This is a genomic window from Telluria sp. ZT3P25, from assembly GCF_059685895.1.
In genome coordinates this window covers 3,780,108-3,806,683 of record NZ_JCASIJ010000001.1, presented here as the reverse complement: position 1 = coordinate 3,806,683, position 26,576 = coordinate 3,780,108, and the positions used below count along the sequence as shown (strand labels likewise).

Sequence of the window (26,576 nt, the reverse complement as noted above, 5' to 3'; positions counted from 1 at the left end):
TAGACTGGTGTCAAGTCTTCAGATAGAATCGGCCCGTTGGTAGACCTTTGCTAACTTTTTATGCGGTTGCGGTTTTCGAATTACAACTAAGAGACGCCCATGAAAACAAGTTTGGCACCACTGGTACTGGCAGCATGCGCCTGTACCGCCGGCAGCGCCGTCGCCACGGCCGCGGAAGTCGTCGGCAATCCCAAGGCGGCCGTCGCCAAGGTCGAGATGTGCATCGGCTGCCACGGCATCCAGGGCGGCTACAAGACGGCCTTTCCCGAAGTCTACCGGGTGCCGATGATCGGCGGCCAGTCGGCCAGGTACCTCGAATCCGCCCTCAAGGCTTACCGCAAGGGCGACCGCAAACATCCGTCGATGGTCAATATCGCCAAGTCGCTGACGGACCAGGACATTGCCGATGTGGCGGCCTATTACTCCCAACAGACGGTGGCCACGCGATGAACCACGCCATGCAACGGATTGTCTTTTCAATGGTGCTGGGCGCGCTGGGCGCGAGCGCATCGGCCGCCGACATTGCGCGCGGCGCTGCGCTGGCCAAGACGCACAACTGCGCCTCGTGCCACGGGGCCGACTTCAACAAGCCGATCGACCCGAGCTACCCCAAACTGGCCGGCCAGCACGCCGACTACCTGACGACGGCGCTGCGCGCCTACAAGCGCGGGGCCGGCCCGAACGGGCGCGTGAACCCGATCATGTCGGCGCTGGTGCAACCGCTGTCGAACCGCGACATGGCCGATCTGGGCGCGTACCTGGGCAGTTTGCCGGGCCAGCTGGTGACCAAAAAATAAGCCCGGTGCCAGACGCGCAAGGCGCTTGCTGGTAACATGCCAGCCCCTTGCCGCGTCACCCGCCGGAGCTCTTCGTGTCTTCCCTTTCGCCCGCTTATCTCAAAACCAACCTGCTCAGCGGCCTGACGGTCGCCCTGGCCCTCGTGCCCGAGGCGATCGCCTTCGCCCTGGTTGCCCACCTGTCGCCGCTCACCGGCCTGTACGCGGCCGTGCTGGTCGCCTTCATCACGTCCGCGTTCGGCGGGCGGCCCGGGATGATCTCGGCCGCCGCCGGCTCGCTGGCCGTCGTCATGATCGCGCTGGTGGTGCAGCATGGCGCGCAGTACCTGCTGGCGGCCGTCGTGCTCATGGGCGTGCTGCAACTGCTGTTTGCCGCTGCGCGGCTCGGCAAATTCATCCGCATGGTGCCGCATCCGGTCATGCTCGGCTTCGTCAACGGGCTGGCGCTGGTGATCTTTCTCGCCCAGTTCGGGCACTTCAAGGTGGCGGGCCCTGACGGCACGCCGCAATGGATGCCTGCCCCGCAGCTGGTCACGATGGGTGTCATCATCGCCATCACGATGGCGGTGATTTACCTGACGCCGCGCATCACCAAAGCCGTGCCGTCCACGCTGGTGGGGATCCTGGTGGCCAGCGTCGGTTGCGCGCTGCTGGGCGTCGAGACGCGTACCGTGGGCGACCTCGGTTCCATCGCCGGCGGCTTGCCCAGCTTCGCGCTGCCCGACGTGCCAATGACGTGGGACACGCTGCGCATTGTTTTCCCGTACGCGCTCGTGATGGCGGGTGTGGGCCTGATCGAATCGCTCCTGACGCTCACGCTCATCGACGAAATCACCGACACGCGCGGCCAGCCGAACCGCGAATCGCTGGCGCTGGGCGCGGCCAACGTGGTCAGCGGCGTGTTTGGCGGCATGGGCGGCTGCGCGCTGATCGGCCAGAGCATGATCAACGTGAACAGCGGCGCGACCGGGCGCCTGTCGGGCATCGCGGCGGCGGTGATCCTGCTGTGCTTCATCCTGTTCGGCTCCAGCTGGATCGAGGCGATTCCACTGGCGGCGCTGATCGGCGTGATGTTCGTCGTCTGTGAAAAGACCTTCGAATGGGGCACGTTCCGCCTGGCCGGGCGCGTGCCGCGTGCGGATCTGTTCGTGGTCGTGCTGGTGGCGGCGATCACGCTGCTGGTCGACCTCGCGGTGGCGGTGCTGACCGGCGTGATCGTCTCGGCGCTGGTGTTCGCGTGGCAGCATGCACGCCAGGTGAAGGCGGCGGTCGCGGTCGATAATCAAGGCTGGAAGGTGTACGCGCTCGACGGCACGCTGTTCTTTGCGTCAGTGAGTGCGTTTCAAGGCATCTTCACGCCGAAGGAAGATCCGCAGGATGTCGTGATCGACTTTTTGCATGCGCGCGTGGTGGACCATTCGGCGATTCAGGCGATCGACGCGCTGGCCGAGCGTTACCGCCTGCTGGGCAAGCGCCTGCACCTGCGCCACCTGAGCCCCGACTGCCGCGAGCTGCTGGAAAAGGCGCAGGACATGATCGAGGTGAACCTGGTGGAAGACCCGCGTTACCGGGTCGCGGACGACAAACTCGCCTGATCAGGCAAACGCGCGGCGCCGCACGCACTCGATATACGCCTCGGTATCGGGCGGCACGCCACCCCGCTGCGAGGCCCAGATCATCTCGCCCAGGCATTCCATGATTTCGTGGTGGGCATCGTGCTCGCCCCGTTTGGCCACCAGCATGTCGTGCGCGGCGCGGATGCCGCGCGGCTGGTCGATCGAAATCTGCTCGGCGATCGACAGGTGCATCGACAGGTGCAAAAACGGATTGGGCTTGCCGCCTTCGACCGAATAGTCGCGCGCGATCGCCGCCTCGATATCTTCGAACTGGTCGTGGTACTCGGGATGCTGCACGATCCAGTCGGCCGCGATGGCATCCATCGGCGTCAGGATCTCGCCATTGCGTTGCTTGCGATAGGCGTCGCAGAAAAAGCGGCGCACGTCGTGCGAGGACGGAGTGAACATGGCAGGAGGGGGCGAAAAAAGGGGAGAGCGGGCATTGTAGCGCAGCCGCCGGTCCGGCGCGGGGCGGGCCTCAGGATGCCTCTTTCGGCCCCTGGCGACACTCGGGCGCCTCATCCAGCACCCGCTTGGCCTGCTCGTCATCGCCCGTGAACCGATGGCGCTCGGCGATCGCAAAGCGCGCCTGGCAGGTGCGCCGCAGCGCATGCGCCGATTCTTCGCGCGCGAGCTTGAGCAGCTTGCCTTCATCGAGCTTGCCGAGATAGAAATCGGCGATCGGCCCCGGCCATTCATCGATGTCGTGCGTGAAGGCGCTGGCCAGTTCGCGCCGCGCCAGCTCGGGGTCTTTATTGTGCATGCGCGCCGTGTACAGCATCAGCGCGCCGGAGCGCTCGCCCGGCATGCGGTCGAGCGCCTGGCGCAGCCTTATCACCGCTTCGGTATAGCGCCGTTCTTTCATCAGGCGCTGGCCGACCACCAGGTTGGCGCGGGGATTGCCGCTGGCGGCCGCCTTGTCGAGCCAGACCAGGGCCTGCGCCATGTCAGGCGGCGTGCCATGACCGCTTCGGTGCATCGCGGCCACCATCATCTGCGCATCGCCATTGCCGGCGTCGGCCTCCTGCTGCAGCCAGGGTTCGATGCGGCGCCGCTGGCCAAGTGCGTCGCCCCCGACATAGGTAAAGTACAGCTTCTTCTGGCTCATCGCGAACATGACGCGGTGCGAGCGCAGGAAGTCGGCGCCGAGCAGCAGGTCGACGTCGAGATCATTCGTGTCGATCACGCCGATGTCGGCATTGCTGATCGTCTCGCGGCCGATCTGCAGCTTGTCCAGCGTCACGTTCCAGCGTGCGATGCGCCTGGCCCCGACGCCGCCCACTTCGCCAGCGCGTCCGACGTCTGGCGAGTTCATGTTCAGGCCCGCTTTTTCCGCGGCCCGGCGCGTCATCAGCGTGCTGGCGGAGCCGCTGTCGATCACCGCCGTGACCTCCTTGCCGTTCAGGAGCACCTTGAATTCGGGATTGGCCTGACGCGAGCTGGTCCAGCGAAAAGGAATCTCGATCGCGTTCTCGTCCCAGTAGGCCAGGTGCGCGCTATCGCAATTGGTCGGTTTGAAGAACTTGATTTCCTTGGTGGCCAGGGAAATCTCGAGGTCGGACTGGAGCAGGAATGGCGCGCCCAGGATCGCTTCGAACGATGGCGCGGTGCCGAAGTCACCCAGTACCCGTACGCGGCTGTTGGTGATCGCCGCCGGCCCGGCCTTGAATTCCTTGATCTGCGCGCTGTAGATGCGGGCCGCGCCGCCAATGCCATAGGCACGCCCGTCAGTAGGGCGCAGGGTCAGCGCGCGCCGCTCGGTCGCGGTACGCGTAAGTATCGTGCCATTGGCGCCGGTGTCGACCAGCATGTCGGCCGGCGTGCCGTCGATCCGCCCTTCGATCGTCAGGTTCAGGTCCGGGCCGGTATAGCGTACGGGCAGCGTCGCGAGCTGGGTTAATTGACAACGCTTGGGCTCGGCCTGCCAGGCATGGGCAGTGGGCACGGCACTCAGGGCAAGGAGTAGCAGCAGCAGATGCAGGCGGACGGTAGGCGTAGTCATGCAAGCATTGTACCGGCGAATGTTGCCGTGAAAACAATGCTTTGAGCATGAAATGGAGGGCGTCTGCGAGGGGCAGGCGGGATACCGGAGCAGGGCGCATCGTGCGCCAGCGCCGGTATCGATGTGTCTTGACGCCTACTTGTTCGGCGCCAGCACCAGTGCATCGGGCGCCGCCGGATTGCCCGGCCCGGCTGCCCCGAGCATCTCTTGCCCTGGCTTGGCGCCAGGCTGCGCGCGCCCATGCGGCTGGCGCAGGTAGCGCGCGCTGTGACGCCGCTCGCCGTGCTGGCCCTTGGCCGGCCAGCTCAGAAAGCGCGACAGCTCTTGCAGCGCGCGCTGGTAGACGTCGCGCTTGAACTCGATCACGACATCGAGCGGCACCCAGTAGTCGTGCCAGCGCCAGGCGTCGAACTCGGGATGGTCGGTCAGGCGCAGATTGACTTCGTTGTCGCGCGCGACCATGCGCAGCAGGAACCAGATCTGCTTCTGGCCACGGTAATGCCCGCGGATTTCACGCTTGATGAAATGATCGGGCACCTCATAGCGCAGCCAATCGCGGGTGCGACCCACGATCTTGACGTGCTCCTGACGCAAACCGATTTCTTCCTCGAGCTCGCGATACATTGCCTGCTCGGGTGTTTCGCCGTACTTGATTCCCCCTTGAGGAAATTGCCATGAGTGCTCTCGCACCCGCTTGCCCCACCAGACCTCGTTGTTAGCGTTCAGCAGGATGATGCCGACGTTGGGCCGAAACCCTTCACGGTCGAGCATAAGTGCACCTCGATACTTTCTGCCGGCGGACGTTCCCTCTTGCGGGCACTCGGTACCCTTGTATTTTTACTTACGTATTTTCATGCCCAAGGGGTTTCCGCACCGCTTGCGCGGTCGATGATGCTGGTTCCGGACCCTGTTTGTAGAAAGATTGGACGCATCAGCCGGCTAATCCTTTAAAATTAGGTCGATTATAACCCTCTCTTTTTAAAAAGAATTCACAGATATGCGTGCCTCACGATTTTTTATTTCAACTCTGAAAGAAGCGCCTTCCGATGCCGAGATCGTCAGCCACAAGCTGATGATGCGCGCCGGGATGATCAAGCGCCTGGGTTCCGGCATCTATACGTATATGCCGGTCGGGCTGCGCGTCATCCGCAAGGTCGAAGCGATCGTCCGTGAAGAAATGAATCGCGCTGGTGGTATCGAACTCCTGATGCCGCTCGTGCAACCGGCCGAACTGTGGCAAGAGACAGGTCGCTGGGACAAGATGGGCGACGAGCTCATGCGCGTGAAAGACCGCCATGGCCGCGACTTCGCGATCCAGCCGACGTCCGAAGAAGTCATCACCGACGTCGTGCGCAGCGAGATCAAATCGTACCGCCAGCTGCCGGTGAACTTCTATCACATCCAGACCAAGTTCCGCGACGAGCGCCGTCCGCGCTTCGGCTTGATGCGCGGCCGCGAATTCACGATGAAGGATGCGTATTCGTTCGACCGCGATGTCGCCGGCATGCAGACGTCGTACCAGACCATGTTCGACGCCTACACCCGCATCTTCACGCGCTTCGGCCTGAAGTTCCGCGCGGTGGCGGCCGACAACGGCGCCATCGGCGGCACCGGTTCGCACGAATTCCACGTCATCGCCAGCACCGGTGAAGATGCGCTGGTCTACTGCCCGACGTCCGATTTCGCGGCCAATATGGAAGCGGCTGAAGCCGTGGCCAGCGGCGAGCGCGCCGCTGCCACGCAAACGCTGACCAAGACCCCGACCCCGGGCACGACCAAGTGCGAGACCGTCGCGGCGCTGCTGGGTGTGAACCTGGCGCAGACCGTCAAGACCATCGCTTTGACGGTCGAGAACGACGGCAAGAAGAGCTACTGGGTACTGCTGCTGCGCGGCGACCATGAGCTCAACGAAATCAAGGTCGGCAAGGTCGACGGCCTGGCCGGCTACCGCTTCTCGACCGAAGCCGAAATCCTCGAGGTGTTTGGCACCGTGCCGGGTTACCTCGGTCCGGTCGGCACGAAAGTGCCGGTCACCGTCGTGGCCGACCGCACGGTCGCCAACATGGCCGATTTCGTCTGCGGCGCGAACGAACAAGACTTCCACCACATTGGCGTGAACTGGGGTCGCGATTTGCCCGAGCCGCTCGTGGCCGACCTGCGTAATGTCGTCGAAGGCGACCCGTCGCCAGATGGCAAGGGCGTGCTGGCGATCGAGCGCGGCATCGAAGTGGGCCACGTGTTCCAGCTCGGCACCGCGTACTCGCAGGCGATGGGCGCGACGTTCCTCGATGACGGCGGCCGCCCTGCGCCGCTGCAGATGGGTTGCTACGGTATCGGCGTGACCCGCATCCTGGGCGCGGCGATCGAGCAGAACTTCGACGACAAGGGCATCGTCTGGCCGGACGCGCTGGCGCCGTTCGAAGTGGTGCTGTGCCCGATGGGCATGGATCGCAGCGAGATGGTCAAGGACGCGACCGAGCAGCTGTATGCGTCGCTGTCGGCCATGGGCATCGACGTCATCGTCGACGACCGCGGCCTGCGCCCGGGCGCGATGTTCGCCGACTGGGAACTGATCGGCGTGCCGCACCGCGTCGTGATCGGCGAGCGTGGCCTGAAAGAAGGCAACCTCGAATACCAGGGCCGCCGCGATGCCGAAGCGAGCAGCGTCGCCGTGGGCGAGATGGTCGGCTTCATCAAGGCCAAGCTGGGCAAGTGATGGCGTTGCGCCTGGCCTCCTGGACCGGAGGCGTGCTGCTGGCGCTGGCCTTCGGTCTGGCGGCGCCGGCGCATGCCGGTAACCAGAAAGAAGAAGCGCTGTCGGATTCGGTGCGTCTGGCGCTGGCCAACGCCATCGCCGACGCGCGTCCGCCGCGCCCGACCTTCCGCACCGAGGCGGGGCGGGCGCGCTACCAGGCGTGGTTCGACCAGATGTCGCCGCGCCTGGCCAGGCGCTTGCCCGACGTCCAGACCCGCACCGAGTTTCTCGAGACCGCGTGGTATGAAGCGACCCGCGCGGGGCTCGATCCGGGACTGGTGCTGGGCCTGATCCAGGTGGAGTCGGCCTATCGCAAGTATGCGATCTCGATTGCCGGCGCGCGTGGCTACATGCAGGTGATGCCGTTCTGGACCAAGGCAATCGGCGACGGCGACCGCCGCCGCCTGTTCCACATGCAGACCAATCTGCGCTACGGCTGCGCGATTCTGCGCATGTATATCGACATGGAGCGGGGCGACCTGTACCTGGCGCTGGGCCGCTACAACGGCAGCCGCGGCAAGCCGAAGTACCCGAACGCGGTGCTGGCCGCCTGGAAGAACTGGGAGTTCAAACCGGGGGCGTGATGCGTTCCCGGGTTGTACAAAACCCTAACATAGCAATTCACCCCACCGTCATCGACGCAGTGTAGACTTCCCGCTTTCCCCAGTGAGGACTGCATGCGACCCATTCTTTTCACCGCTGGCGCACTGCTGGCGGCGCTCACCGGCTGCGCGGCCACGCCGCCGGTTTTAACCCAGACCGCGACCCCCACCCTGACGGCCAATCCGGTCGACCAGCGCGCAAAGAACATCATCTTCTTCCTGGGCGACGGCATGGGCGTCAACACGCTGACTGCCGCGCGCATCTTTGCTGTCGGCGAAGAGGGCGAGCTGGCGATTGACCGCCTGCCCGAATCGGCGTTCGTGAAGACCTTCTCCAACGACGCGCAGGTCACCGACAGCGCCGCCTCGATGGCCGCCTACATGACCGGTGTGAAGCAGAATAACGGTGTGATCTCGATGTCGGCCGGCACGCGCTCTATCGCGCCCGCCAGGGACGCCAACGGCAACAGCCTGGTAAGCCGCTGTGAGAATGGCGAAGCGGCCGTCACGCTGCTCGAACTGGCCCGCAAGCGCGGCATGGCCGTGGGCGTGGTCACCAATACCAGCGTCACCGACGCCACCCCGGCGGCGACCTATGCCCACGCCTGCAATCGCAAGCTGGAAACCGACATCGCCGCCAGCCTGGTGCCCGGCGGCGCCGGCTACAACCGGGCGCTGGGCGCCAATGGCCTGGACGTCCTGTTCGGCGGCGGTGCGCAGCAATTCACGCCATTTGCGCGTGGCGGCAAACGCGCCGACAACCGCGATCTGCAGGCCGAGTTCAAGGCCAGGGGCTTCCGGGTCGTGAACGACACCGCCGGGTTCAACGCCTTGACGCCAGGCACGCCGGTGGTGGGCCTGTTCGCCGCCAACCACATGGACTTCGACGCGATCCGCGACGCCGCCCGTCAACCGGCCCTGCCGGCCATGACGACGAAGGCAATCGACCTGCTGGCGCCGCACCGCGCCGGTTTCTTCCTGATGGTCGAGGGCGGCCTGATCGACCATGCGCTGCATGCCACGCTGGGCAAACGCGCGCTGCAAGAGACGGTGGTGTACAACGCCGCGCTGCAGGCTGCGCTCGAGCGCATGGAAGCGCTCGACCCGGGCCTGAAGAACACGCTGATCGTCGCCACCGCCGACCATGACCACACGCTGCTGCTGAACGGCTATGCAGCGCGCACCGGCAAGACCACGCCCGCCAACCCGGGTGTGCTGGGGCTGGTGCGCACGGCCGACGGCAAGCCGACGCTTGACAGCCAGGGCATGCCGTACACGATCATCGGCTTCGGCACGGGCGAAAATCGCCACCAGGGCGAGCGCTCCACGCCGCTGACCGACGCGGTCGTGACGGCCGACGACTACCACCAGCAAGCGGTCGTGCGCACCCGCGCGGGCGCCGAAACGCATGGCGGCAGCGACGTCTACCTGGGCGCAGCCGGCGCGAACGCGGAACTGTTCCGCGGAACCATCGACAACACGCGCGTCTTCAATCTGATCAAGACCGCAGCCGGTCTGTAAGCACGAGAAATCCACCATGACTTCACGACGCATTCTCCCGCTGCTGCTGGCCGCTGCCTTTGGCGCAGCGCTGCCGGCAACGGCTTCGGCCCAGCAAAAGGCGAAGAACATCATCTTCTTCCTTGGCGACGGCATGGGGCCGTCCGTCACCACCGCCGCTCGCATCTACCGCGGCGGCGAAGACAGCCTGCTGCACTTCGAGCGCCTGATGGAGCGCACCGCGCGCATCAAGACCTATTCGCTCGATTACCAGACCACCGACAGCGCGCCGTCGATGGGGGCGTACATGACCGGCATGAAGCTGAACAACGACGTCATCTCGCAGGCCGGCGCCCGCACGATCAACCCGACCAAAGACGGCGTCGACCAGTGCGGTCCGAACAACGGCACGCCGGCTGTGACGATCCTCGAACTGGCCAAGGCACGGGGCCGCGCCACCGGCGCCATCACGACGACCGAACTGACGCACGCCACGCCAGCGTCGACCTTTGCGCACACCTGCAGCCGCGACGCGGCCTATACGATCGCGCAGCAGCTCGTGCCAGGCGGCACCGGCTACAACGCGGCGCTGGGCGACGGTGTCGATGTGCTGATGGGCGGCGGGCGCAATCACTTCACGCCGCGTGACGCGGTGCTCAATCCGAAGGGGCGGCCCGACGGACGCGACCTGATGGCCGAATTCGCCGGCGCCGGCTATTACGTGGCCGGCACCAGCGCCGGCATGATGTCTGCCAAGGCGGGGCGCAAGTTCGTCGGCATCTACAGTGCCAGCAGCCACCTCGATTATGCGTACCAGCGCCGCCCCGAGCAGCCGACGCTGGCCGAGATGACGGGCAAGGCGATCGACCTGCTGTCGACCAATCCGAACGGTTTTTTCCTGATGGTCGAAGGCGGCAAGATCGACCACGCGCTGCACGACACCCGCGCCAAGCATGCGCTGGAAGAGACGGTGGCGTTTGACGACGCCTTGCAACTGGCAATCGAGCGCATGCGCGCGATCGATCCGGGCCTGCAGAACACGCTGATCGTGCTCACCGCCGACCATGACCACACGATGCAGATCAACGGTTACCCGAAGCGCGGCAACCCGATCCTGGATATCGTGCGCGACTACGCGACGGGCGAGCCGAAGAAGGATGCGGACGGCAAGACGTTCACCACGCTGGTGTTTGGCAATGGCCCGAACCGGCCGGACGCGCGCGCCGATGTCGATGGCATGGTCGCGCAGAGCGACGATTACCACCAGGAGACGGGCGTGCACAAGTCGTCCGAAACCCATGGCGGCGGCGACGTGAAACTGTATGCGACTGGTGCCGGTTCGGCGTCATTCAAAGGCACGATGGAGAATACCCGCGTGTTCGAACTGATGAAGGCTGCCGGCGGTTTGTAAGTTCAGATTCAGGTTATTTACACCTGAATAACAAAAAGCCCCGGGTTTGAATCCGGGGCTTTTTTAATCAGCGAGACGTCGACTGAATATAACCTGAACTTATTTCAGATGATCCGAAATCAGTTTGGTCATTTCAAACATCGAGACTTGCTCTTTGCCGCCGAAGACTGCTTTGAGCTTGTCGTCGCCATTGATCATGCGACGGTTTGCCGGATCTTGCAGGTCTTTCGACTTGATGTAATCCCAGACCTTTTTGGTCACTTCGGTGCGTGGCAGCGGCTTGTCGCCAACGACTGCAGCGAGCGTGGCCGACGGGGTCATGGCTTTCATGAACGCGGCGTTTGGCTTGCGTGCAACTGCTGGCTTGTCGGCCGATTTGTCAGCTGATTTATCAGCCGTTTTAGCGGCTGCTTTCGCTGGTGCTGCTGCCTTTTTTGCTGCGGGCTTGGCCGCTGCAGCAGGCTTGGCAGCTGCTTTTTTTGCTGGTGCTGCAGTGGTTTTTTTGGCTGTTGCCATCTTCGAGCCTCCTAAAACGAACACATGGAAAAATGCGTAATTTATCGCACGCCTATATTGGTAGCGTTTTACTGTTCGTGCAAGTCTTTTTCCAAACTTTTTCACTCTGATAAGCGCCTAAATGGGCGCTATCGCACACAACAACGCACGGGAACGATAAAACGCGGACAAGGGGCGTAAAAAAACCGCGCAAAGCGATACTTTGCGCGGTTCGGCGAGCAGAAAACAGCGGATTAGCGCATGCCGGGCATCATGCCCTTCATCCCGCGCATCATCTTCATCAGGCCGCCGCCTTTGAGTTTTTTCATCATCGTCTGCATCTGGTCGTACTGATTGAGCATGCGATTGACTTCCTGCACCTGCACGCCGGCGCCGGCCGCGATGCGGCGCTTGCGGTTGGCCTTGATCAGTTCGGGTTTTGCGCGCTCGAGCGGCGTCATCGAATCGATGATACCGACCATGCGCTGGACCGATTTCTCGGCCTGGCCCATATTGGCGCCTGCCGCGGCCTGCTGGAACTGGGCCGGCAGCTTGTCCATCAGGCCGGCCATGCCGCCCATCTTTTTCATTTGCGTCAGTTGCGACTTGAAGTCGTTCATGTCGAAGCGGCCGCCGACCTTGATCTTGTTGGCCAGTTCGGCTGCGGCTTCGGCGTCGACACCCTTGCGCGCTTCTTCGACCAGCGCCAGGATGTCGCCCATGCCCAGCACGCGGTTGGCCATGCGGGCCGGATCGAAGGCTTCGAGGCCATCGAGTTTTTCGGACACACCGGCAAACTTGATCGGTTTGCCCGTCACGTGCCGCACCGACAGCGCCGCACCGCCGCGCGAGTCGCCGTCAAGCTTGGTCAGCACGATGCCGGTCAGGGGCAGGGCATCGTTGAACGCCTTGGCGGTGTTGATCGCATCCTGGCCCAGCATGGCGTCGACGACGAACAGCGTTTCGATCGGGTTGACGGCGGCGTGCACCGCCGCGATCTCTTGCATCATTGCTTCGTCGATACCGAGGCGACCCGCGGTATCGATGATCAGGACGTCGTGGTAATGCTTCTTGGCCCAGTCGAGCGCAGCCAGCGCGATGTCGACCGGCTTGTCGTTGGCGGTCGACGGGAAGAAATCAGCGCCGACCTGTTTGGTCACCGATTCGAGCTGCGCGATGGCGGCCGGGCGATACACGTCGGCCGAGACGGTCAAGACCTTCTTCTTTTTCTGCTCCTTGAGGTACTTGGCCAGCTTGCCGGTGGTGGTGGTTTTACCGACACCCTGCAGACCGGCCATCAGGATGATCGCCGGCGGTTGCTGGGCAAACGAGAGCTGGCTGGCTTCGGGACCAAGGTCGGCGCCCATCAGGGCTGCCAGTTCCTTCTGCACTACGCCGACGAGCGCCTGGCCCGGGCTGAGCGAGCCGACGACTTCTTCGCCGAGGGCTTTTTCCTTGACCTTGGCGATGAATTCACGCACTGCCGGCAGCGCCACGTCGGCCTCGAGCAGGGCCATGCGCACTTCGCGCAGCATCTCTGCAGTATTTGCCTCGGTGAGGCGTGCCTCGCCGCGCATGGTCTTGACGACCTTGGCAAGGCGTTGAGTCAGGTTATCTAGCATGTCTGCGTCTTTGAAAAAATAACGTGCATATGGCTGCAGCCCGAACCGGAAGCGGTCGGGCTGAGCCTCATGCATCATTTTACCTCAGTGGCGCAGTGCAGTTCCGGTGAAACCGGCGTCTCAGCGCTGCAGAACCAGGCGGCGAATGGCGCCATACTGATCCAGGAGAACATAGGAGGCGGCGCTAATGGGGCGGAACATGTATGCCGACTCGTTCAGGCAAGACAGCGGCAGGGCTGGCCTGCCGTCAACACAATACGGTACGCCCGGCACCGTGGTGGTGACGCCGGCCGGATTGGTGCGTGTCAGCTTGAACGTCGCATCAGTGCTGTAGGTGTTGCCATTCAGGTCTGCGTTCAGGCCGGCCGGAAGTGCCTTGAGCGTCGTTACCACCCCGCCTGGCGTGACCTTGCGCGGTGTGTCGTTCGCGTCGAGCAGATACACATTATCGTCGTAATCAATGCCGACAATGCGCGGATTGAGGAAGCGCGCCGCGCTGCCGGCGCCGTCAGTCATGGCGCCGATCTGCTCGCCAACACCGCCTGCAAACTCGGACAGGACACCGGACGGCGTGATCTTGACGATATTGGGTCCCGACGAGGCTTGTTCACCGAGCTTGAGCGCAACCCCGATGGGCGTGGTAGCGAAGTACAGATTGCCTGCACGGTCGACGGCAAAACCGCTGGTGAAATACAGGCGTTGGGCGTTTGCCCGGTTTTCAGGCTGGCCAAACCACGTAGCGCCGATGAGCGAGGTAATCGCGCCGTTCGGTGCGATTTTCACGAGCTCGGGCGGACCCCTGCGGCTTGGGGAGGCAGAGACTTCCAGCAATGCGTAAATGTTTTCCGCCGTGTCGGTGGCGACGCTTACCGGCTGCCACATTGTCGGTTCGGTGCTGGTGCGCCAGGCAACGCTGTACAAACCGGGCGCGCCTGGCTCAAGCGTGATGGCCAGGGTCAGCGTTGCGCTGACGCCGTCGCCGCTGGCGGTGATGGTCACTGGCGTCGTCGCGGTCAGGCCGCCCGATGGCGGCAGGTAACGCACGCTGTTGCCGCTTTGCGCGCTGAGCGTGCCGGGGGCGCCGGCCGCAAGTGTCCAGCTGACCGTCGCACCACTGGAGAGCTGGGCGGTGAGAGGAACGGCCGGGCCGCCCGGGAGCGTACGCAAGGTTGGGCTGGAGATCGTGAGCGTGGGCGTTGGGATCGGGGTGGGCGCCGGAGCAGGCGAGGGCGCTGGCGCGGCGACCGGCGGGACCGGAAGTGCTCCGGAATTCGGCGCGTCGCTGCCGCCGCCACAGGCGCTCAGCAAGCCACAAAGTAAAAGAGGGCGAAGGTGTTTCATTGTCTGGTCTCTCACCGCTAACGGCATCATTGCAAGAACGTCCGATTATCCGGCTTTATCACCGCCGAATACTCACCAAATGTTCTTCTCGACGCCATCACTATCTACTTGATTAGAAGAATTTTTTTCTAATTATCAAAGTTAATTTTAGTAGGGGAATGCATTGCTAATGGTGTGCCGGTAAGCAAGAACTCTTGAAGTCAATTGATGACACGGAAGGGCCAATGATGCCGGCACCGATTGGCATGGCGCTTTGCACGGTGCTGAGCAGGAAAGCGCAAGTGCAGGATGTCATACGCCCTGGAAAACCCGCCCACCCCACGGCGACAGCATGCAATGGTGTAGACTCCCGTCATGCAGAATTTCCTCTTCCTTGCCGCGGCTTTCCTGTACGCGGTATGCGCCCTGCTGCCATCGCGACGTGCCCCGGCCATCTCGGCCGTGACGGCCGGCGCGTGGGTGCTGCATGGCGTTTCGCTTGGCATGGACGTGATGGTCCCGGGCCGGCTGCGCGTCGGTTTTGCCATCATGCTGTCGTCGGCGCTGTGGGTGTCCGTGGCCGCCTACTGGGTTGAAAATCGTAATTTCGCCCTCGACGGCATGCGCCGCCTGGTGATGCCGTTTGCCGCCGTGGCCGCGCTGCTGCCGCTGCTGTTTCCCGGTACCCTGACGCCGCTGGCCGGCAAGTCGCCCGCCTTTGGCTGGCATATCGCGGTCGCGGTGCTGGCCTACAGCACGCTGACCATTGCCGCCTTCCACGCCGTGCTGATGGCATTGCAGGAAGCGCGGCTGCACACCCGCACCGCCGGTGGCGGCCGCTTTGGCGCCGCGCTTGACCAGTTGCCGGCGCTGCTCACCATGGAAAAACTCCTGTTCCGTGTGATCTGGATCGGCTTCATCCTGCTGAGCCTGACGGTGCTGTCGGGCTTCGTGTTCTCCGAACAGGTGTTCGGCAGGCCGCTCATGCTCGACCACAAGAGTGTGTTCGCACTGCTGTCGTGGGCGCTGTTTGCCGCGCTGCTGGCGGGGCGCCGCTGGCGAGGCTGGCGCGGCAAGACCGCGCTGCGCTTCACGCTGGCCGGGTTTGCCACGCTGGCGCTGGCCTATGTCGGCAGCCGTTTCGTGCTCGAAGTTATCCTGCACCGGGGAACCATCTGATGCGACTATTATTCTGGATTGCCTTCATCGCCCTCGTGGTCTTCGCCGTGCGCAACAAGCTGCGCGCCATGAGCAAGCGTGCGGCCGTGCCGCCGCAAGCCCGGCCAGGCCAGGCCAAGCCGCCGATGCAGATCGAAGCGATGGCCCAATGTACCCATTGCGGCATGTATTTCCCGGCGTCCGAATCGGTACGCGCCGACGGCCACGACTACTGTTCGCCAGGCCACGTGCGCCTGCCGCCACCGTAGACGCAGGCCGGCCTTGACGCCACGCCGCACCCTGTCGCCCGAAGCGCGCGTTGCCCTGTGGCGCTCGCTGCAGACCTTCACGCTCACGCGCATCGTCATCGCGCTGGTACTGCTGCTGTACTTCGGTGTCGACTTCGAGAACGGCGTACTGCGCATTACGCAGCAGGTCGCCCAGATCTGCCTCGGCTATGCGGTCATGGCGCTGGTATTTTCGTTCGCCGCACGCTGGCAGCGCCGCTTCCTGGTGCAGCTCGGGGTGCAGGTCGCGCTCGACCTCCTGGTCATTTCGCTGCTGTACCTGGCCGCCGGCGGCATGCGCAGCGGCCTTGGCATCCTGTATCTGTTCCCGCTGGCCGGCGCCGCGATCCTCGCGCCCTTGCTGCTGGCGCTGTTCGCGGCGGCGGTGGCCACGCTGTTTTTGCTTGGCCTGAGCGTGTGGCAACTGGTCGAAGGGTTCGATCCGCCGCTGATGCAGGCCGGCCTGTTCGGCGCGGCCTTCTTTGCTGCCGTGCTGGTGGCCAACCGCATGGCTGCGCGCCTGCTGGGACAGGAAGAACTGGCGGCCCAGCGCGGCGCCGACCTGCGCATCCAGCAGGCGATCAATGAAATCGTGATCGCCGACGTGGGCGACGGCATCCTGGTGGTGGGCGCCGACGGCGCGGTGTTTACCGGGAATCCGGCGGCGCGCCGCATGCTCGGGCTGCAGACCGATACGTCCGGCTTCCTGCTGCATGCGGCGCCGGCCTTCGAGCCGCTGGCCGAAGCCTTCGATGCCTGGCTCGCCGCGCCCGAGAACGACAAGGCCTTCGTCACCGTCAAGCCGTATCGCGAAGGCGATGGCGCCGGCGACGTGCGTGGCCGGCGTGATCAGCCGGTGCACGTCAAGCTGCGCTTTGCCCGTGTCGCGGCGCCAGCCGATGCGGCTGGCGAGGGAGGTAGTCGCAGCGTGATCTTCATGCAGGACGTGAGCGCCATCGAAAATCAGGCGCAGCAACTCAAGCTGGCGTCGATGGGGCGCCTGACGGCCAGCATCGCGCACGAGGTGCGCAATCCGCTGTCGGCCATCGGCCACGCGACGGCGCTGCTGGCCGAAGACCTGCACGGCCCGGCCGAAGTGCGCCTGCTGAAGATCGTCAGCGATAATGTGACGCGCGTGAACCGCATGGTCGAAGACATCCTGCAACTGTCGCGCAAGGCCCAGCCCAATGGCGAACCGGTGCCACTGGGCGTGTTTCTCGAGCAGCTCAAGGCCGAGTTCTGCGAAATCCACGGCCTGGCCGGTGATATAGTCTATATCGGCGATCCGGGCGGCAGCGCCGTGCGGTTCGATCCGCTGCACCTGCACGAAGTCCTGCTCAATTTACTCAACAACGCGGTGCGCTACGCCAGCCGCCAGCCGGCCAGCATCCGCATCTTCCCGGCGCGCGATGCGGCCGGGCGGCGCGAGCTGCATGTGCAGGACGACGGCCCCGGCATCACGCCCGAAGTGCGCGACCACCTGTTCGAGCCGTTCTATACCACCTCGAGCAAGGGCACCGGCCTTGGACTCTACCTGGCGCGCGAACTGTGCCTCAACAACGATGCGAAACTCGATTATGAATACCGGTTCGACCCGTCCGCGCTGGGCCCGCGCAAGGCCAGTGGCCGCTTTGTCATCACCTTTGCCCTTGCCTGACGTGGCCGGGGAGCCGTCATGAGCGCGCCACGCGTCCTGGTGCTCGACGACGAGGCCGACCTGCGCGAGCTGCTCGAGATCACGCTGCTCAAGATGGGCCTGGACGTCGACAGCGCCGCCACGCTGCGCGAGGCGCGCGCATTGTTCGATGAGCGCGATTACGCGCTGGTGCTGACCGACATGCGCCTGCCGGACGGCCTGGGCCTGGAACTGGTGCGCGAAATCGGCGCCTCCGGCAAGGGCACGCCGGTGGCCGTGATCACCGCCTACGGCAGCGCCGAAAACGCAGTGGTGGCGCTGAAGGCCGGTGCGTTCGACTACATCGCCAAGCCGGTGGCGCTGGACGCGCTGCGCGTGATGGTGCGCGCGGCGCTCAAGCAATCCGAAAGCGCGGCGCTAGGTGACGGCGCTGCGCCCGACTCGCGCATGATCGGCAGCTCGCCCGCGATGGCGGCATTGCGGGCCCAGATCGCCCGCCTGGCGCGCTCGATGGCGCCGATCTCGATCACGGGCGAATCCGGCAGCGGCAAGGAGCTGGCCGCGCGCGAGATCCACGCCCAGAGTTCGCGCGCCGCGAAACCGTTCATCGCCGTGAACTGCGGCGCGATTCCCGAAACGCTGATGGAGGCCGAGTTCTTCGGCTACCGCAAGGGGGCGTTTACGGGCGCATCCGATGAACGTGACGGCTTCTTCCAGGCCGCCAATGGCGGTACGCTGATGCTCGACGAGGTGGCCGACCTGCCGCTGGCGATGCAAGTGAAACTGCTGCGCGCGATCCAGGAGCGGCGCGTGCGCAAGATCGGCGCGACGGTCGAGGAACCGGTCGACGTGCGCATTATCAGCGCGACCCACCAGGACCTGGCGCGCTGCGTCGAGACGGGCAAGTTCAGGCAAGACCTGTTCTACCGGCTCAACGTGATCGAGCTGGGATTGCCGCCGCTGCGCGAGCGGCTGGACGATCTGGCGCCGCTGGTGAACGGCATCCTGCAGCGGCTGGCCGGGGCAGGACAGGCCACGCTCGGGGCCGGGGTGCTGGACGCGCTGCGTGCGTATTCGTTCCCCGGCAATGTGCGCGAGCTGGAAAACGTGCTGGAGCGCGCGCTGGCGTTTGCCAACGATGGCGTGATCGAGGTGGGCGATTTGTCGCTCAAGGCAGCGCGGCCGATCGAACCGGCGCGGGCCGAACTGGCGCCGCCGGCGGTCGCGCCGGTCGTTACGCCAGCCATTGCCGTTGCGCCGGTTGCGCCGGTCGCCCCCGTCATGGCGTCGCCGTCAGGTGTCGGCCCCGCCGACTTGCCCGGCAACCTGCCGGAATACCTCGAGCAGGTCGAGCGCGACATCATCGGCCGCGCCCTGCAGCAGACCCAGTTCAACCGCACCCAGGCCGCCAGCCTGCTGGGGATCAGTGTGCGGCAGCTGCGCTACCAGATGCAGAAACTGGATATCACCGCGCCCGAGGATTGACCCGCTATTCGGGACATGCAGGGTGCATGCTCCGTGATGCCACCTTGTCATTTTGCGCACGTTTACCGGTGCACGCTGCACACCGATTGGGCAAGCGCGCACTGCGCTGATGAATGCTTGAGCAGCTCATCTGCGGCGGCTCGCGCCGATGTTAGCACTCGCTAACCGCGCGCCGCCCGTCGTTTGGGCGACCCTTGAAAGTCAAGGGTTCACACGCTTGAAAACGGCAAATATTGAGGATTTATTCACTTGCTGCTACGGGTTTGAGGTACTACAATTAGTCTCATATCAAGGCTGGACACTAGATGTAGTGGTAGCCCTCGAAGTGAGGGCGCCAGGATCCAGCCGGTGTTTCCTTAGTCAGCAAGCTGTTTCCAAACACGCCACACTGCACTTGTACTGAATATTCTTGCCCTGCTTTTCTGGTGCGCCGCCTGTTGGTCGCCGGCCGGCGGGGATTCGTTTTGCTAATTTTTTGCGACATATTTGCTAGTTGTTTGTTCGGGGACCGGGGGTGCGCGCAGCGCCGGGCGGTTTTCATGACGACAAACGGCGGCCCGTCCGCTCTCCTGGAGGCTCAATGCACCAAGCACAGAACATCTCGATCAACCAGAATGCCACTCCAGGTTCGACGCCTGCCGGCGCCACCCCGGCCGACATCGTCGCCCGCGGCGACTACCGCGTCATCCGCCGCAACGGTTCGGTGGTGGCGTTCGAGCCGAACAAGATCTCGGTCGCGATGACCAAGGCCTTCCTGGCAATCGCCGGCGGCCAGGGCGTCGTGTCGGCGCGCATCCGCGAGCTGGTCGAGCAGATGACCAACAACGTCGTCGCCGCGCTGGTGCGTCGCCAGCCGAACGGCGGCACGTTCCACATCGAGGACGTGCAGGACCAGGTCGAGCTGTCGCTGATGCGTTCGGGCGAGCACGATGTCGCGCGTGAATACGTGCTGTACCGCGCAAAGCGCATGGAAGAGCGCCGCGCCGCGAAAGAAGCCGCTGGTGGCGGTGGCACCGTCGTCGCACCGCAGATCCACGTCGTCGATGGCGGCGAGCGCCGCCTGCTGGACATCAACACCGTCATCGGTCTGATCGGCGCCGCCTGCGCCGGCCTCGAAAAGCACGTCGACGCCGACGCGATCCTGGCCGAGACCATGAAGAACCTGTACGACGGCGTGCCGGTCGAAGAGCTGCACAAGTCGGCCATCCTGGCTGCGCGCGCGCTGATGGAAAAAGACCCGGCCTACAGCCAGGTCACCGCCCGCATCCTGCTGCACACGATCCGCAAGGAAGTCTTCGGCCGCGAAGTGGCGCAAGCCGGCGCCGCCGCCGAATACCTGACCTACTTCCCGCAATACATCGCCAAGGGCATCGCCAACGAGCTGCTCGACGAAGAACTGGGCAAGTACGACCTCGAGCGCCTGGCCAAGGCCATCGTCGCCGACCGCGACCTGCAGTTTGGCTACATCGGTCTGCAAACCCTGTACGACCGTTACTTCCTGCACGTGCGCGACGTGCGCATCGAAATGCCGCAGGCGTTCTACATGCGCGTGGCAATGGGCCTGGCCCTGCGTGAAGACGACCGCGAAGCGCGCGCCATCGAGTTCTACAGCCTGCTGTCGTCGTTCGACTTCATGAGCTCGACCCCGACCCTGTTCAACTCGGGTACCCGCCGCTCGCAGCTGTCGTCGTGCTACCTGACCACGGTTGGCGACGACCTGGAAGACATCTACGACGCGATCAAAGAGAATGCGCTGCTGTCGAAGTTTGCCGGCGGTCTGGGCAACGACTGGACGCCAGTGCGCGCACTCGGTTCGCGCATCAAGGGCACCAACGGCCGCTCGCAAGGCGTGGTCCCGTTCCTGAAAGTGGTCAACGACACGGCCGTCGCGGTCAACCAGGGCGGCAAGCGCAAGGGCGCTGTCTGCGCCTACCTGGAAACCTGGCACCTCGACATCGAAGAGTTCCTCGACCTGCGCAAGAACACGGGCGACGATCGCCGCCGCACCCACGACATGAACACCGCGAACTGGATTCCCGACCTGTTCATGAAGCGCGTGATGGAAAAGTCGCACTGGACGCTGTTCTCGCCATCCGAGACGCCCGACCTGCACGACCTGACCGGCAAGGCGTTCGAACAAGCCTACCTGGCGTACGAAGCCAAGGCCGAGCGCGGCGAAATGGCTGTCTTTAAAAAGATCGAGTCGCTCGACCTGTGGCGCAAGATGCTGTCGATGCTGTTCGAAACCGGCCACCCATGGATCACGTTCAAGGACCCGTGCAACATCCGCTCGCCACAGCAGCACGTGGGCGTCGTGCACTCGTCGAACCTGTGCACCGAGATCACGCTGAACACCAGCGCCGATGAAATCGCCGTCTGCAACCTGGGCTCGGTCAATCTGCCGCAGCACATGAAGGGCGATGGCCTGGATCACGTCAAGCTGCAAAAGACGATCCGCACCGCGATGCGCATGCTCGACAACGTCATCGACATCAACTACTACGCCGTCGAAAAAGCGCGCAACTCGAACCTGCGTCACCGTCCGGTCGGCATGGGCGTGATGGGCCACCAGGATTGCCTGCACATGATGCGCATCCCGTTCGCCTCCGACAAGGCCGTGCAGTTCTCGGACACGTCGATGGAAGCGGTCTGCTACTACGCTTACCTGGCCTCGACCGAACTGGCCGAAGAGCGCGGCCGCTACGAGACCTACACCGGTTCGCTGTGGGACCGCGGCATCCTGCCGCAAGACTCGATCCAGCTGCTGGCCGAAGAACGCGGCAGCCAGTACCTGGAGCAGGATACGTCGTCAAAGATGGACTGGACCCCGGTGCGCGAGCGCATCAAGCAGTTCGGCATGCGCAACTCCAATTGCGTGGCAATCGCCCCGACCGCGACGATCTCAAACATCATCGGCGTCTCGGCCTGTATCGAGCCGACGTTCCAGAACCTGTACGTGAAGTCGAACCTGTCGGGTGAATTCACCGAGATCAACTCGTACCTGGTGCGCGACCTGAAGGCGCGCGACCTGTGGGACGAAGTCATGATCGCCGACCTGAAGTACTTCGACGGCTCGCTGTCGAAGATCGACCGCGTACCGCAAGACCTGCGCGACCTGTACGCAACGGCCTTCGAAGTCGAGCCGAAGTGGCTGGTCGACGCTGCGTCGCGCCGCCAGAAGTGGATCGACCAGGCCCAGTCGCTGAACATCTACATGGCCGGCGCATCGGGCAAGAAGCTGGACGAGACCTACAAGCTGGCGTGGCTCCGTGGTTTGAAAACGACCTACTACCTGCGCACGATTGCCGCGACGCACCTGGAAAAATCGACCACCCGCACCGGCGCGCTGAACGCCGTGTCGGTTTCGGGCGGCCTGTCCGGTGGCCTGTCGGCTGGCGAGAAAGCGCCGGTTGCAGCGGCGCCGGCGCCGGCGGCCAACACGGCAGCAGCAGCGACCGAAGAAGACGGCGCCGCCTGCTACCTGCGTCCGGGTGACGACGGTTTCGAGGAATGCGAAGCCTGCCAGTAATCCGCGCAGTCACTGAGTCATGGAGGGCGAGCCGCCTGCAAGGCAGGCTCGCCCTCCGGCAAGTACACAACGGCGCCAGTCGCCGACAACACGAATAACCAACGCATCAACGTGCCCGGCCGCAGTTCCTGCGCCAGCGCACCACAGAAGGAACCACCATGCTTAATTGGGACGACGAACCAACCAGCGCGCCGAGCGCTCCGCAAGCCGACGCCAACCTCGCCATCGTGCCTGCTGCCGAGGTGGCAAAGCGCGTCAATGCCGACGACAAGCGCATCATCAACGGCCAGACCGACGTGAACCAGCTCGTGCCATTCAAGTACAAATGGGCATGGGACAAGTACCTGGCCGGTTGCGCAAACCACTGGATGCCGCAAGAAGTGAACATGCAGCGCGACATCGAGCTGTGGAAGAGCCCGAACGGCCTGTCGGAAGACGAGCGTCGCCTGGTCAAGCGCAACCTGGGCTTCTTTGTCACGGCCGACTCGCTCGCCGCGAACAATATCGTGCTGGGCACCTACCGCCATATCACGGCCCCCGAGTGCCGCCAGTACCTGCTGCGCCAGGCGTTCGAAGAGGCAATCCACACCCACGCCTACCAGTACATCGTCGAGTCGCTGGGCCTGGACGAAGCCGAGATCTTCAACGCCTACAACGAAGTCAAGTCGATCCACGACAAGGACCAGTTCCTGATCCCGTTCATCGACACGCTGACCGATCCTGAATTCAAGACCGGCACCACCGAGAACGACCAGAAACTGCTCAAGTCGATCATCGTCTTCGCCTGCCTGATGGAAGGCTTGTTCTTCTACGTCGGTTTCACGCAGATCCTGGCGCTGGGCCGCCAGAACAAGATGACCGGCGCTGCCGAGCAGTACCAGTACATCCTGCGCGACGAATCGATGCACGTGAACTTCGGCATCGACGTGATCAATACGATCAAGATGGAAAACCCGCAGCTGTGGACCCCGGAATTCCGCGAAGAGATCAAGGCGCTGTTCATCGAAGCCGTCGACCTCGAGTACCGCTACGCCGAAGACACGATGCCACGCGGCGTGCTGGGCCTGAACGCCCCGATGTTCAAGGGTTACCTGCGCTTCATCGCCAACCGCCGCGCGGTGCAGATCGGCCTCGAGCCACTGTTCCCGAACGAAGAAAATCCGTTCCCGTGGATGAGCGAAATGATCGACTTGAAGAAAGAGCGTAATTTCTTCGAGACGCGCGTGACCGAGTACCAGACTGGCGGCACGCTGAGCTGGGATTGATGCGGGGGCGTTGATCGCCCTGCGTCAGTCACACACAAAAAGCCCGGCGTTGGTTCAGCCGGGCTTTTTGGTTTTTGCGCGTCAGGCGACGCGGGCGCGCTCCACCACATCGACCACCCACGCGATGCCAAACCGGTCCTTCACCATGCCGTACATCGGTGACCAGCTGGAGGGCGCGAGATCCTGCACGATCGCCGCGCCATCGACCAGCTTGTCCCACAGCGCCTTGATTTCTTCCTGCGTGTCCCCGCGCAGCGAGACGTAGAACGCGTTTTCTCCCTGGTGCCACGGCTTGTCACCCGCCACATCGAAGGCCATGATGCGAAAGCCGTTGGGCGCCTCGACCTGGCCCCAGACGATCAGGTCCAGGTCTGCCTCGTTTGCGGTGCGGCCCGCGTCACGGTAAGTGAACTGCATCAGCTGGCCGCCAAAGACCTGTTGATAAAAGGCCAGCGCGGCGCGCGCCTGGCCCTGGAAGTTGAGGTGGGTGACTGCCTGGACGGACATGAAGAACTCCTGATGAGGGTTGGAAGACAGGTGCTACGATAGCAACCCCTCCTGCCACTTTTTGTCAGTTGCCGATGTCCCGCCCACAGCGCCTGTTTCGCCTGCTCGATGCACTTCGCCGCCTGCCGCCCCCCGTGACGGCGGCGCAGCTCTCGCATGACACCGGCGTCTCGGTGCGCTCGGTCTATCGTGACATCGAGACTTTGCGCGAGAGTGGCGCCGAGATCGGCGGCGAGCGCGGTTTTGGCTACACGCTGGTGGACGACGGCACGCTGCGCCCGCACACGTTCAGCCGCATCGAGATCGAAGCGCTGACACTCGGCCTGGCCGAAGTACGGCAGATGGGTGACCCGGCGCTGGCCAGTGCGGCCGACGCGGTACTGGCCAAGGTGGCGGCAACCCTGCCGTCGCTTGGCCAGCAGCACCTGCTGCATGCGGTGTCGCAGGTCCACCGTTTCGGCCAGCGCTTTTCCAGCCTGCCCGACATGGCCACGATCCGCGCCTGCTGCTGGCGCGAAGAGGCGCTGGCGATCGATTACCGCGACCGCCACGGCGCGGCCAGCAAGCGCACCATCTGGCCGCTGGCCATCGTGTATCTGGACGGGACGCTGGTCGTGCTGGCGCGCTGCTGCCTGCGCGAGGACTTTCGCATGTTCCGCGCCGAGCGCATCGCGACGCTCGCGCCAACGGGCGCCAGTTTCCGGCCGCGGCGGGCATCGTTGTTGCGCGACTACCAGGCGATTCTCGACGCGACGTAACGGCGCGCATACCCTATGATGGCGATCTTTCAAGCCTGACCAGGAGACACCCTTGAATTCCCGCACCCAGCTGCTGCACGCCCTCATGCTCGCCGGCCTGGCGACGGTATCCGTTGCCCACGCTGCGCCGAACGCAGTGAACCAGACGGCCGCCGGCCGCACCATGTTCCAGAACAACTGCGCCAGCTGCCACACGGTCGATGCCGGGCTCGCGCCGCTGGCAGGCCCCGGGCTGTTTGGCGTCGTCGGGCGCAAGGCGGCGGGTGTCGCCGGATTCAATTATTCGGCGGCGCTGGCCAAGGCCGGTGCGGGTGGCACGGTGTGGACGCGCGACGAACTCGACGTCTTCCTGCTCGACCCGGCCAAGCGCGTGCCCGGCACCACGATGCCGGTCGGCGTGCCGGACGCGACACAGCGCGGCGCGCTGATCGATTACCTGGCCAGCCTGCAAGGCACTGCCACCGCCACGCCAGCCATCGCAAAAGCCGCTGCACAACCTCCTGCGCAAGCTGAAAACCGCGCCGGCGCCTGGACAGAAAACCAGCCCGGCAAGGTCTACCACATCAAGCCGACCGACCTGGCCGCGCCGTTTGCAACGGACAGCGCCGGCAACAGCGCGCGCGTGCAGGCGCGTCCGAACGGCACGCTGCCGACCGTGATGCCCGGCTTTACGGTCAGCGTGTTCGCGCAGGACGCCGACAAGCCGCGCGTGGCGCTGCGCGCGCCGAATGGCGACGTGTTCCTCGCAGCGACCGGCGCGGGCGCAATCAAGGTGCTGCGCTCGCGCGATGGCAAGAAGGCCGACAGCGCCGGCGTGTTCGCCACCGGCCTGGCGCGCCCGTACGGCATGGCGTTCTGGCCGAGCGGCGCCAATCCGCAGTATCTGTATGTGGCCGGCGTCAATTCGGTGGTGCGCATCCCGTACCGCAATGGCGACCTGACGGCGCGCGCGGCGCCGGAGGTCGTGATTGCCGAACTGTCAGAGACGAGCGGCGGGCACACGACGCGCACGCTGGCGTTCTCGAAGGACGGCAAGACGCTGCTGCTGTCGATCGGCTCGGCCACCAACGTCGCGGCCGACATCGGGCGCACGCCGCCCGTGCCGCTGGCGCAGTGGGAGCGCGAGCACGGCGTGGGCGGCGCCTGGGGCGTCGAGACGGACCGCGCCACCGTCATGGCGTTCGACCCGGACGGCAAGAACCGCCGCACGTTTGCGACCGGCCTGCGCAACTGCGTGGGCCTGCTGGTGCTGCCGACCACGGGCGACGTCATGTGCAATGTGAACGAGCGCGATGCGCTGGGCGACAACCTGCCGCCGGACTACCTCACGCGCGTGAAGCAGGGCGGTTTCTATGGCTGGCCGTGGTACTACATCGGCGACAACGAAGACCCGCGTCTGGCCGGTCACCGGCCCGACCTGAAGGGCAGGGCGATCATCCCTGACGTACTGCTGCAGGCCCACTCGGCGCCGCTGGGCATGGTGGTGTATCACGCGCCGAAGGGGGCGACGAGCGCGTTCCCGAAGGAATACGAGGGCGATGTGTTCGTGGCGCTGCACGGGTCTTGGAACCGGGGCGTGCGCACTGGCTACAAGGTCGTGCGCGTGTTCATGAAGAACGGGGTGCCGACCGGGCAGTACCAGGACTTCATGAGCGGCATGGTGGTCAGCGACCGCGATGTGTGGGGCCGCCCGGCCGCAGTTGAAGTCGGGCGCGATGGCGCGCTGCTGGTGGTCGATGATGCCGGCGGCACGCTGTGGCGCGTGGCGCCGAAGCGCTGACACGAAGTGAATATGCGCGTTCACACGCAATCGCACATGCGCTAGGATGAA

General features: G+C 64.5%; 22 protein-coding genes. 15 read left to right on the top strand and 7 right to left on the bottom strand.

Annotated features, from left to right (window positions below):
- Nucleotides 1-99 precede the first annotated feature (99 nt).
- The 3 genes from AC56LY_RS16840 to AC56LY_RS16830 all read left to right on the top strand — a co-directional run bounded on the left by AC56LY_RS16840 (nt 100) and on the right by AC56LY_RS16830 (nt 2,392).
- On the top strand, nt 100-450 hold the full coding sequence (locus tag AC56LY_RS16840; RefSeq protein ID WP_499581362.1) for a c-type cytochrome: 351 nt from the start codon (nt 100-102) through the stop codon (nt 448-450).
- An 8-nt stretch (nt 451-458) separates the two neighbouring features.
- Nucleotides 459-797, top strand: a complete 339-nt coding sequence (locus AC56LY_RS16835) for a c-type cytochrome (protein ID WP_499581360.1) — start codon at nt 459-461, stop codon at nt 795-797.
- A 74-nt stretch (nt 798-871) separates the two neighbouring features.
- Nucleotides 872-2,392 (top strand): SulP family inorganic anion transporter, encoded by a 1,521-nt coding sequence (locus tag AC56LY_RS16830; protein ID WP_499581358.1) that lies wholly within the window; start codon nt 872-874, stop codon nt 2,390-2,392.
- Here AC56LY_RS16830 and AC56LY_RS16825 read toward each other — a convergent pair whose 3' ends face one another.
- From AC56LY_RS16825 to AC56LY_RS16815, 3 genes are all read right to left on the bottom strand, one after another.
- Nucleotides 2,393-2,821, bottom strand: a complete 429-nt coding sequence (locus AC56LY_RS16825; protein ID WP_183556282.1) for a DUF1841 family protein — start codon at nt 2,819-2,821, stop codon at nt 2,393-2,395.
- Nucleotides 2,822-2,891: 70 nt separating this feature from the next.
- Nucleotides 2,892-4,415 carry an aspartyl protease family protein gene (locus AC56LY_RS16820; protein WP_499581356.1) on the bottom strand — a complete coding sequence of 508 codons (1,524 nt, stop codon included), beginning with the start codon at nt 4,413-4,415 and terminating at the stop codon, nt 2,892-2,894.
- Between the two features lie 135 nt (nt 4,416-4,550).
- Nucleotides 4,551-5,186, bottom strand: a complete 636-nt coding sequence (locus AC56LY_RS16815; protein WP_499455629.1) for an RNA pyrophosphohydrolase — start codon at nt 5,184-5,186, stop codon at nt 4,551-4,553.
- Between the two features lie 226 nt (nt 5,187-5,412).
- On the opposite strand from AC56LY_RS16815, the gene AC56LY_RS16810 reads away from it, so the two are divergent.
- From AC56LY_RS16810 to AC56LY_RS16795, 4 genes are all read left to right on the top strand, one after another.
- Nucleotides 5,413-7,131: a proline--tRNA ligase gene (locus AC56LY_RS16810; protein WP_499455627.1), complete on the top strand. Its 1,719-nt coding sequence runs from the start codon at nt 5,413-5,415 to the stop codon at nt 7,129-7,131.
- Nucleotides 7,131-7,754 carry a lytic transglycosylase domain-containing protein gene (locus tag AC56LY_RS16805; protein ID WP_499582068.1) on the top strand — a complete coding sequence of 208 codons (624 nt, stop codon included), beginning with the start codon at nt 7,131-7,133 and terminating at the stop codon, nt 7,752-7,754. Before AC56LY_RS16810 ends, AC56LY_RS16805 begins: the two co-directional genes overlap by 1 nt.
- 93 nt (nt 7,755-7,847) lie before the next feature.
- Entirely contained in the window at nt 7,848-9,293 is a 1,446-nt protein-coding gene (locus tag AC56LY_RS16800) for an alkaline phosphatase (protein ID WP_499581353.1), read from the top strand.
- A gap of 16 nt (nt 9,294-9,309) precedes the next feature.
- Nucleotides 9,310-10,683 (top strand): alkaline phosphatase, encoded by a 1,374-nt coding sequence (locus tag AC56LY_RS16795; protein ID WP_499581351.1) that lies wholly within the window; start codon nt 9,310-9,312, stop codon nt 10,681-10,683.
- A 99-nt stretch (nt 10,684-10,782) separates the two neighbouring features.
- Here AC56LY_RS16795 and AC56LY_RS16790 read toward each other — a convergent pair whose 3' ends face one another.
- The 3 genes from AC56LY_RS16790 to AC56LY_RS16780 form a co-directional block, all read right to left on the bottom strand.
- Nucleotides 10,783-11,199 carry an SWIB/MDM2 domain-containing protein gene (locus AC56LY_RS16790; protein ID WP_183556557.1) on the bottom strand — a complete coding sequence of 139 codons (417 nt, stop codon included), beginning with the start codon at nt 11,197-11,199 and terminating at the stop codon, nt 10,783-10,785.
- Between the two features lie 233 nt (nt 11,200-11,432).
- The gene (gene ffh / locus AC56LY_RS16785) at nt 11,433-12,800 is read right to left on the bottom strand and encodes a signal recognition particle protein (protein WP_482896243.1); all 1,368 of its coding nucleotides are present in this window, start codon (nt 12,798-12,800) and stop codon (nt 11,433-11,435) included.
- 120 nt (nt 12,801-12,920) lie between these two features.
- Entirely contained in the window at nt 12,921-14,141 is a 1,221-nt protein-coding gene (locus AC56LY_RS16780) for an NHL repeat-containing protein (RefSeq protein WP_499581349.1), read from the bottom strand.
- 354 nt (nt 14,142-14,495) lie between these two features.
- Between AC56LY_RS16780 and AC56LY_RS16775 the strand changes: the two genes are divergently transcribed.
- The 6 genes from AC56LY_RS16775 to AC56LY_RS16750 all read left to right on the top strand — a co-directional run bounded on the left by AC56LY_RS16775 (nt 14,496) and on the right by AC56LY_RS16750 (nt 23,480).
- A complete protein-coding gene (locus tag AC56LY_RS16775) occupies nt 14,496-15,299 on the top strand; it encodes a cytochrome C assembly family protein (protein ID WP_499581347.1) in 804 nt (267 codons plus the stop codon).
- Nucleotides 15,299-15,547 carry a PP0621 family protein gene (locus AC56LY_RS16770; protein ID WP_499581345.1) on the top strand — a complete coding sequence of 83 codons (249 nt, stop codon included), beginning with the start codon at nt 15,299-15,301 and terminating at the stop codon, nt 15,545-15,547. The genes AC56LY_RS16775 and AC56LY_RS16770 overlap by 1 nt, the downstream gene beginning before the upstream one ends.
- Nucleotides 15,548-15,560: 13 nt before the next feature.
- Nucleotides 15,561-17,222, top strand: coding sequence for a sensor histidine kinase (locus AC56LY_RS16765; RefSeq protein WP_499581343.1), 1,662 nt, complete (start codon nt 15,561-15,563; stop codon nt 17,220-17,222).
- Between the two features lie 18 nt (nt 17,223-17,240).
- Nucleotides 17,241-18,686, top strand: a complete 1,446-nt coding sequence (locus tag AC56LY_RS16760) for a sigma-54-dependent transcriptional regulator (protein WP_499581341.1) — start codon at nt 17,241-17,243, stop codon at nt 18,684-18,686.
- Nucleotides 18,687-19,266: 580 nt separating this feature from the next.
- The gene (locus AC56LY_RS16755; protein WP_499581339.1) at nt 19,267-22,215 is read left to right on the top strand and encodes a ribonucleoside-diphosphate reductase subunit alpha; all 2,949 of its coding nucleotides are present in this window, start codon (nt 19,267-19,269) and stop codon (nt 22,213-22,215) included.
- Nucleotides 22,216-22,373: 158 nt separating this feature from the next.
- Nucleotides 22,374-23,480, top strand: a complete 1,107-nt coding sequence (locus AC56LY_RS16750; protein ID WP_499581337.1) for a ribonucleotide-diphosphate reductase subunit beta — start codon at nt 22,374-22,376, stop codon at nt 23,478-23,480.
- A gap of 81 nt (nt 23,481-23,561) precedes the next feature.
- On the opposite strand, the gene AC56LY_RS16745 is transcribed toward AC56LY_RS16750, so the two are convergent.
- On the bottom strand, nt 23,562-23,987 hold the full coding sequence (locus AC56LY_RS16745; protein ID WP_499581335.1) for a VOC family protein: 426 nt from the start codon (nt 23,985-23,987) through the stop codon (nt 23,562-23,564).
- 74 nt (nt 23,988-24,061) lie between these two features.
- On the opposite strand from AC56LY_RS16745, the gene AC56LY_RS16740 reads away from it, so the two are divergent.
- Nucleotides 24,062-24,745, top strand: a complete 684-nt coding sequence (locus AC56LY_RS16740; RefSeq protein ID WP_499581333.1) for a helix-turn-helix transcriptional regulator — start codon at nt 24,062-24,064, stop codon at nt 24,743-24,745.
- A gap of 52 nt (nt 24,746-24,797) precedes the next feature.
- Nucleotides 24,798-26,525, top strand: a complete 1,728-nt coding sequence (locus AC56LY_RS16735) for a PQQ-dependent sugar dehydrogenase (RefSeq protein WP_499581331.1) — start codon at nt 24,798-24,800, stop codon at nt 26,523-26,525.
- The last annotated feature ends 51 nt before the right edge of the window (nt 26,526-26,576 follow it).

Excerpts from the sequence above, each read along its gene's own strand:
- AC56LY_RS16840 (WP_499581362.1), top strand. The coding sequence starts at position 100 with ATGAAAACAAGTTTGGCACCACTGGTACTGGCAGCATGCGCCTGTACC.
- AC56LY_RS16835 (WP_499581360.1), top strand. The coding sequence starts at position 459 with ATGCAACGGATTGTCTTTTCAATGGTGCTGGGCGCGCTGGGCGCGAGC.
- AC56LY_RS16825 (WP_183556282.1), bottom strand. The coding sequence starts at position 2,821 with ATGTTCACTCCGTCCTCGCACGACGTGCGCCGCTTTTTCTGCGACGCC.
- AC56LY_RS16820 (WP_499581356.1), bottom strand. The coding sequence starts at position 4,415 with ATGACTACGCCTACCGTCCGCCTGCATCTGCTGCTGCTACTCCTTGCC.
- AC56LY_RS16815 (WP_499455629.1), bottom strand. The coding sequence starts at position 5,186 with ATGCTCGACCGTGAAGGGTTTCGGCCCAACGTCGGCATCATCCTGCTG.
- AC56LY_RS16810 (WP_499455627.1), top strand. The coding sequence starts at position 5,413 with ATGCGTGCCTCACGATTTTTTATTTCAACTCTGAAAGAAGCGCCTTCC.
- AC56LY_RS16805 (WP_499582068.1), top strand. The coding sequence starts at position 7,131 with ATGGCGTTGCGCCTGGCCTCCTGGACCGGAGGCGTGCTGCTGGCGCTG.
- AC56LY_RS16800 (WP_499581353.1), top strand. The coding sequence starts at position 7,848 with ATGCGACCCATTCTTTTCACCGCTGGCGCACTGCTGGCGGCGCTCACC.
- AC56LY_RS16795 (WP_499581351.1), top strand. The coding sequence starts at position 9,310 with ATGACTTCACGACGCATTCTCCCGCTGCTGCTGGCCGCTGCCTTTGGC.
- AC56LY_RS16790 (WP_183556557.1), bottom strand. The coding sequence starts at position 11,199 with ATGGCAACAGCCAAAAAAACCACTGCAGCACCAGCAAAAAAAGCAGCT.
- ffh (WP_482896243.1), bottom strand. The coding sequence starts at position 12,800 with ATGCTAGATAACCTGACTCAACGCCTTGCCAAGGTCGTCAAGACCATG.
- AC56LY_RS16780 (WP_499581349.1), bottom strand. The coding sequence starts at position 14,141 with ATGAAACACCTTCGCCCTCTTTTACTTTGTGGCTTGCTGAGCGCCTGT.
- AC56LY_RS16775 (WP_499581347.1), top strand. The coding sequence starts at position 14,496 with ATGCAGAATTTCCTCTTCCTTGCCGCGGCTTTCCTGTACGCGGTATGC.
- AC56LY_RS16770 (WP_499581345.1), top strand. The coding sequence starts at position 15,299 with ATGCGACTATTATTCTGGATTGCCTTCATCGCCCTCGTGGTCTTCGCC.
- AC56LY_RS16760 (WP_499581341.1), top strand. The coding sequence starts at position 17,241 with ATGAGCGCGCCACGCGTCCTGGTGCTCGACGACGAGGCCGACCTGCGC.
- AC56LY_RS16755 (WP_499581339.1), top strand. The coding sequence starts at position 19,267 with ATGCACCAAGCACAGAACATCTCGATCAACCAGAATGCCACTCCAGGT.
- AC56LY_RS16750 (WP_499581337.1), top strand. The coding sequence starts at position 22,374 with ATGCTTAATTGGGACGACGAACCAACCAGCGCGCCGAGCGCTCCGCAA.
- AC56LY_RS16745 (WP_499581335.1), bottom strand. The coding sequence starts at position 23,987 with ATGTCCGTCCAGGCAGTCACCCACCTCAACTTCCAGGGCCAGGCGCGC.
- AC56LY_RS16740 (WP_499581333.1), top strand. The coding sequence starts at position 24,062 with ATGTCCCGCCCACAGCGCCTGTTTCGCCTGCTCGATGCACTTCGCCGC.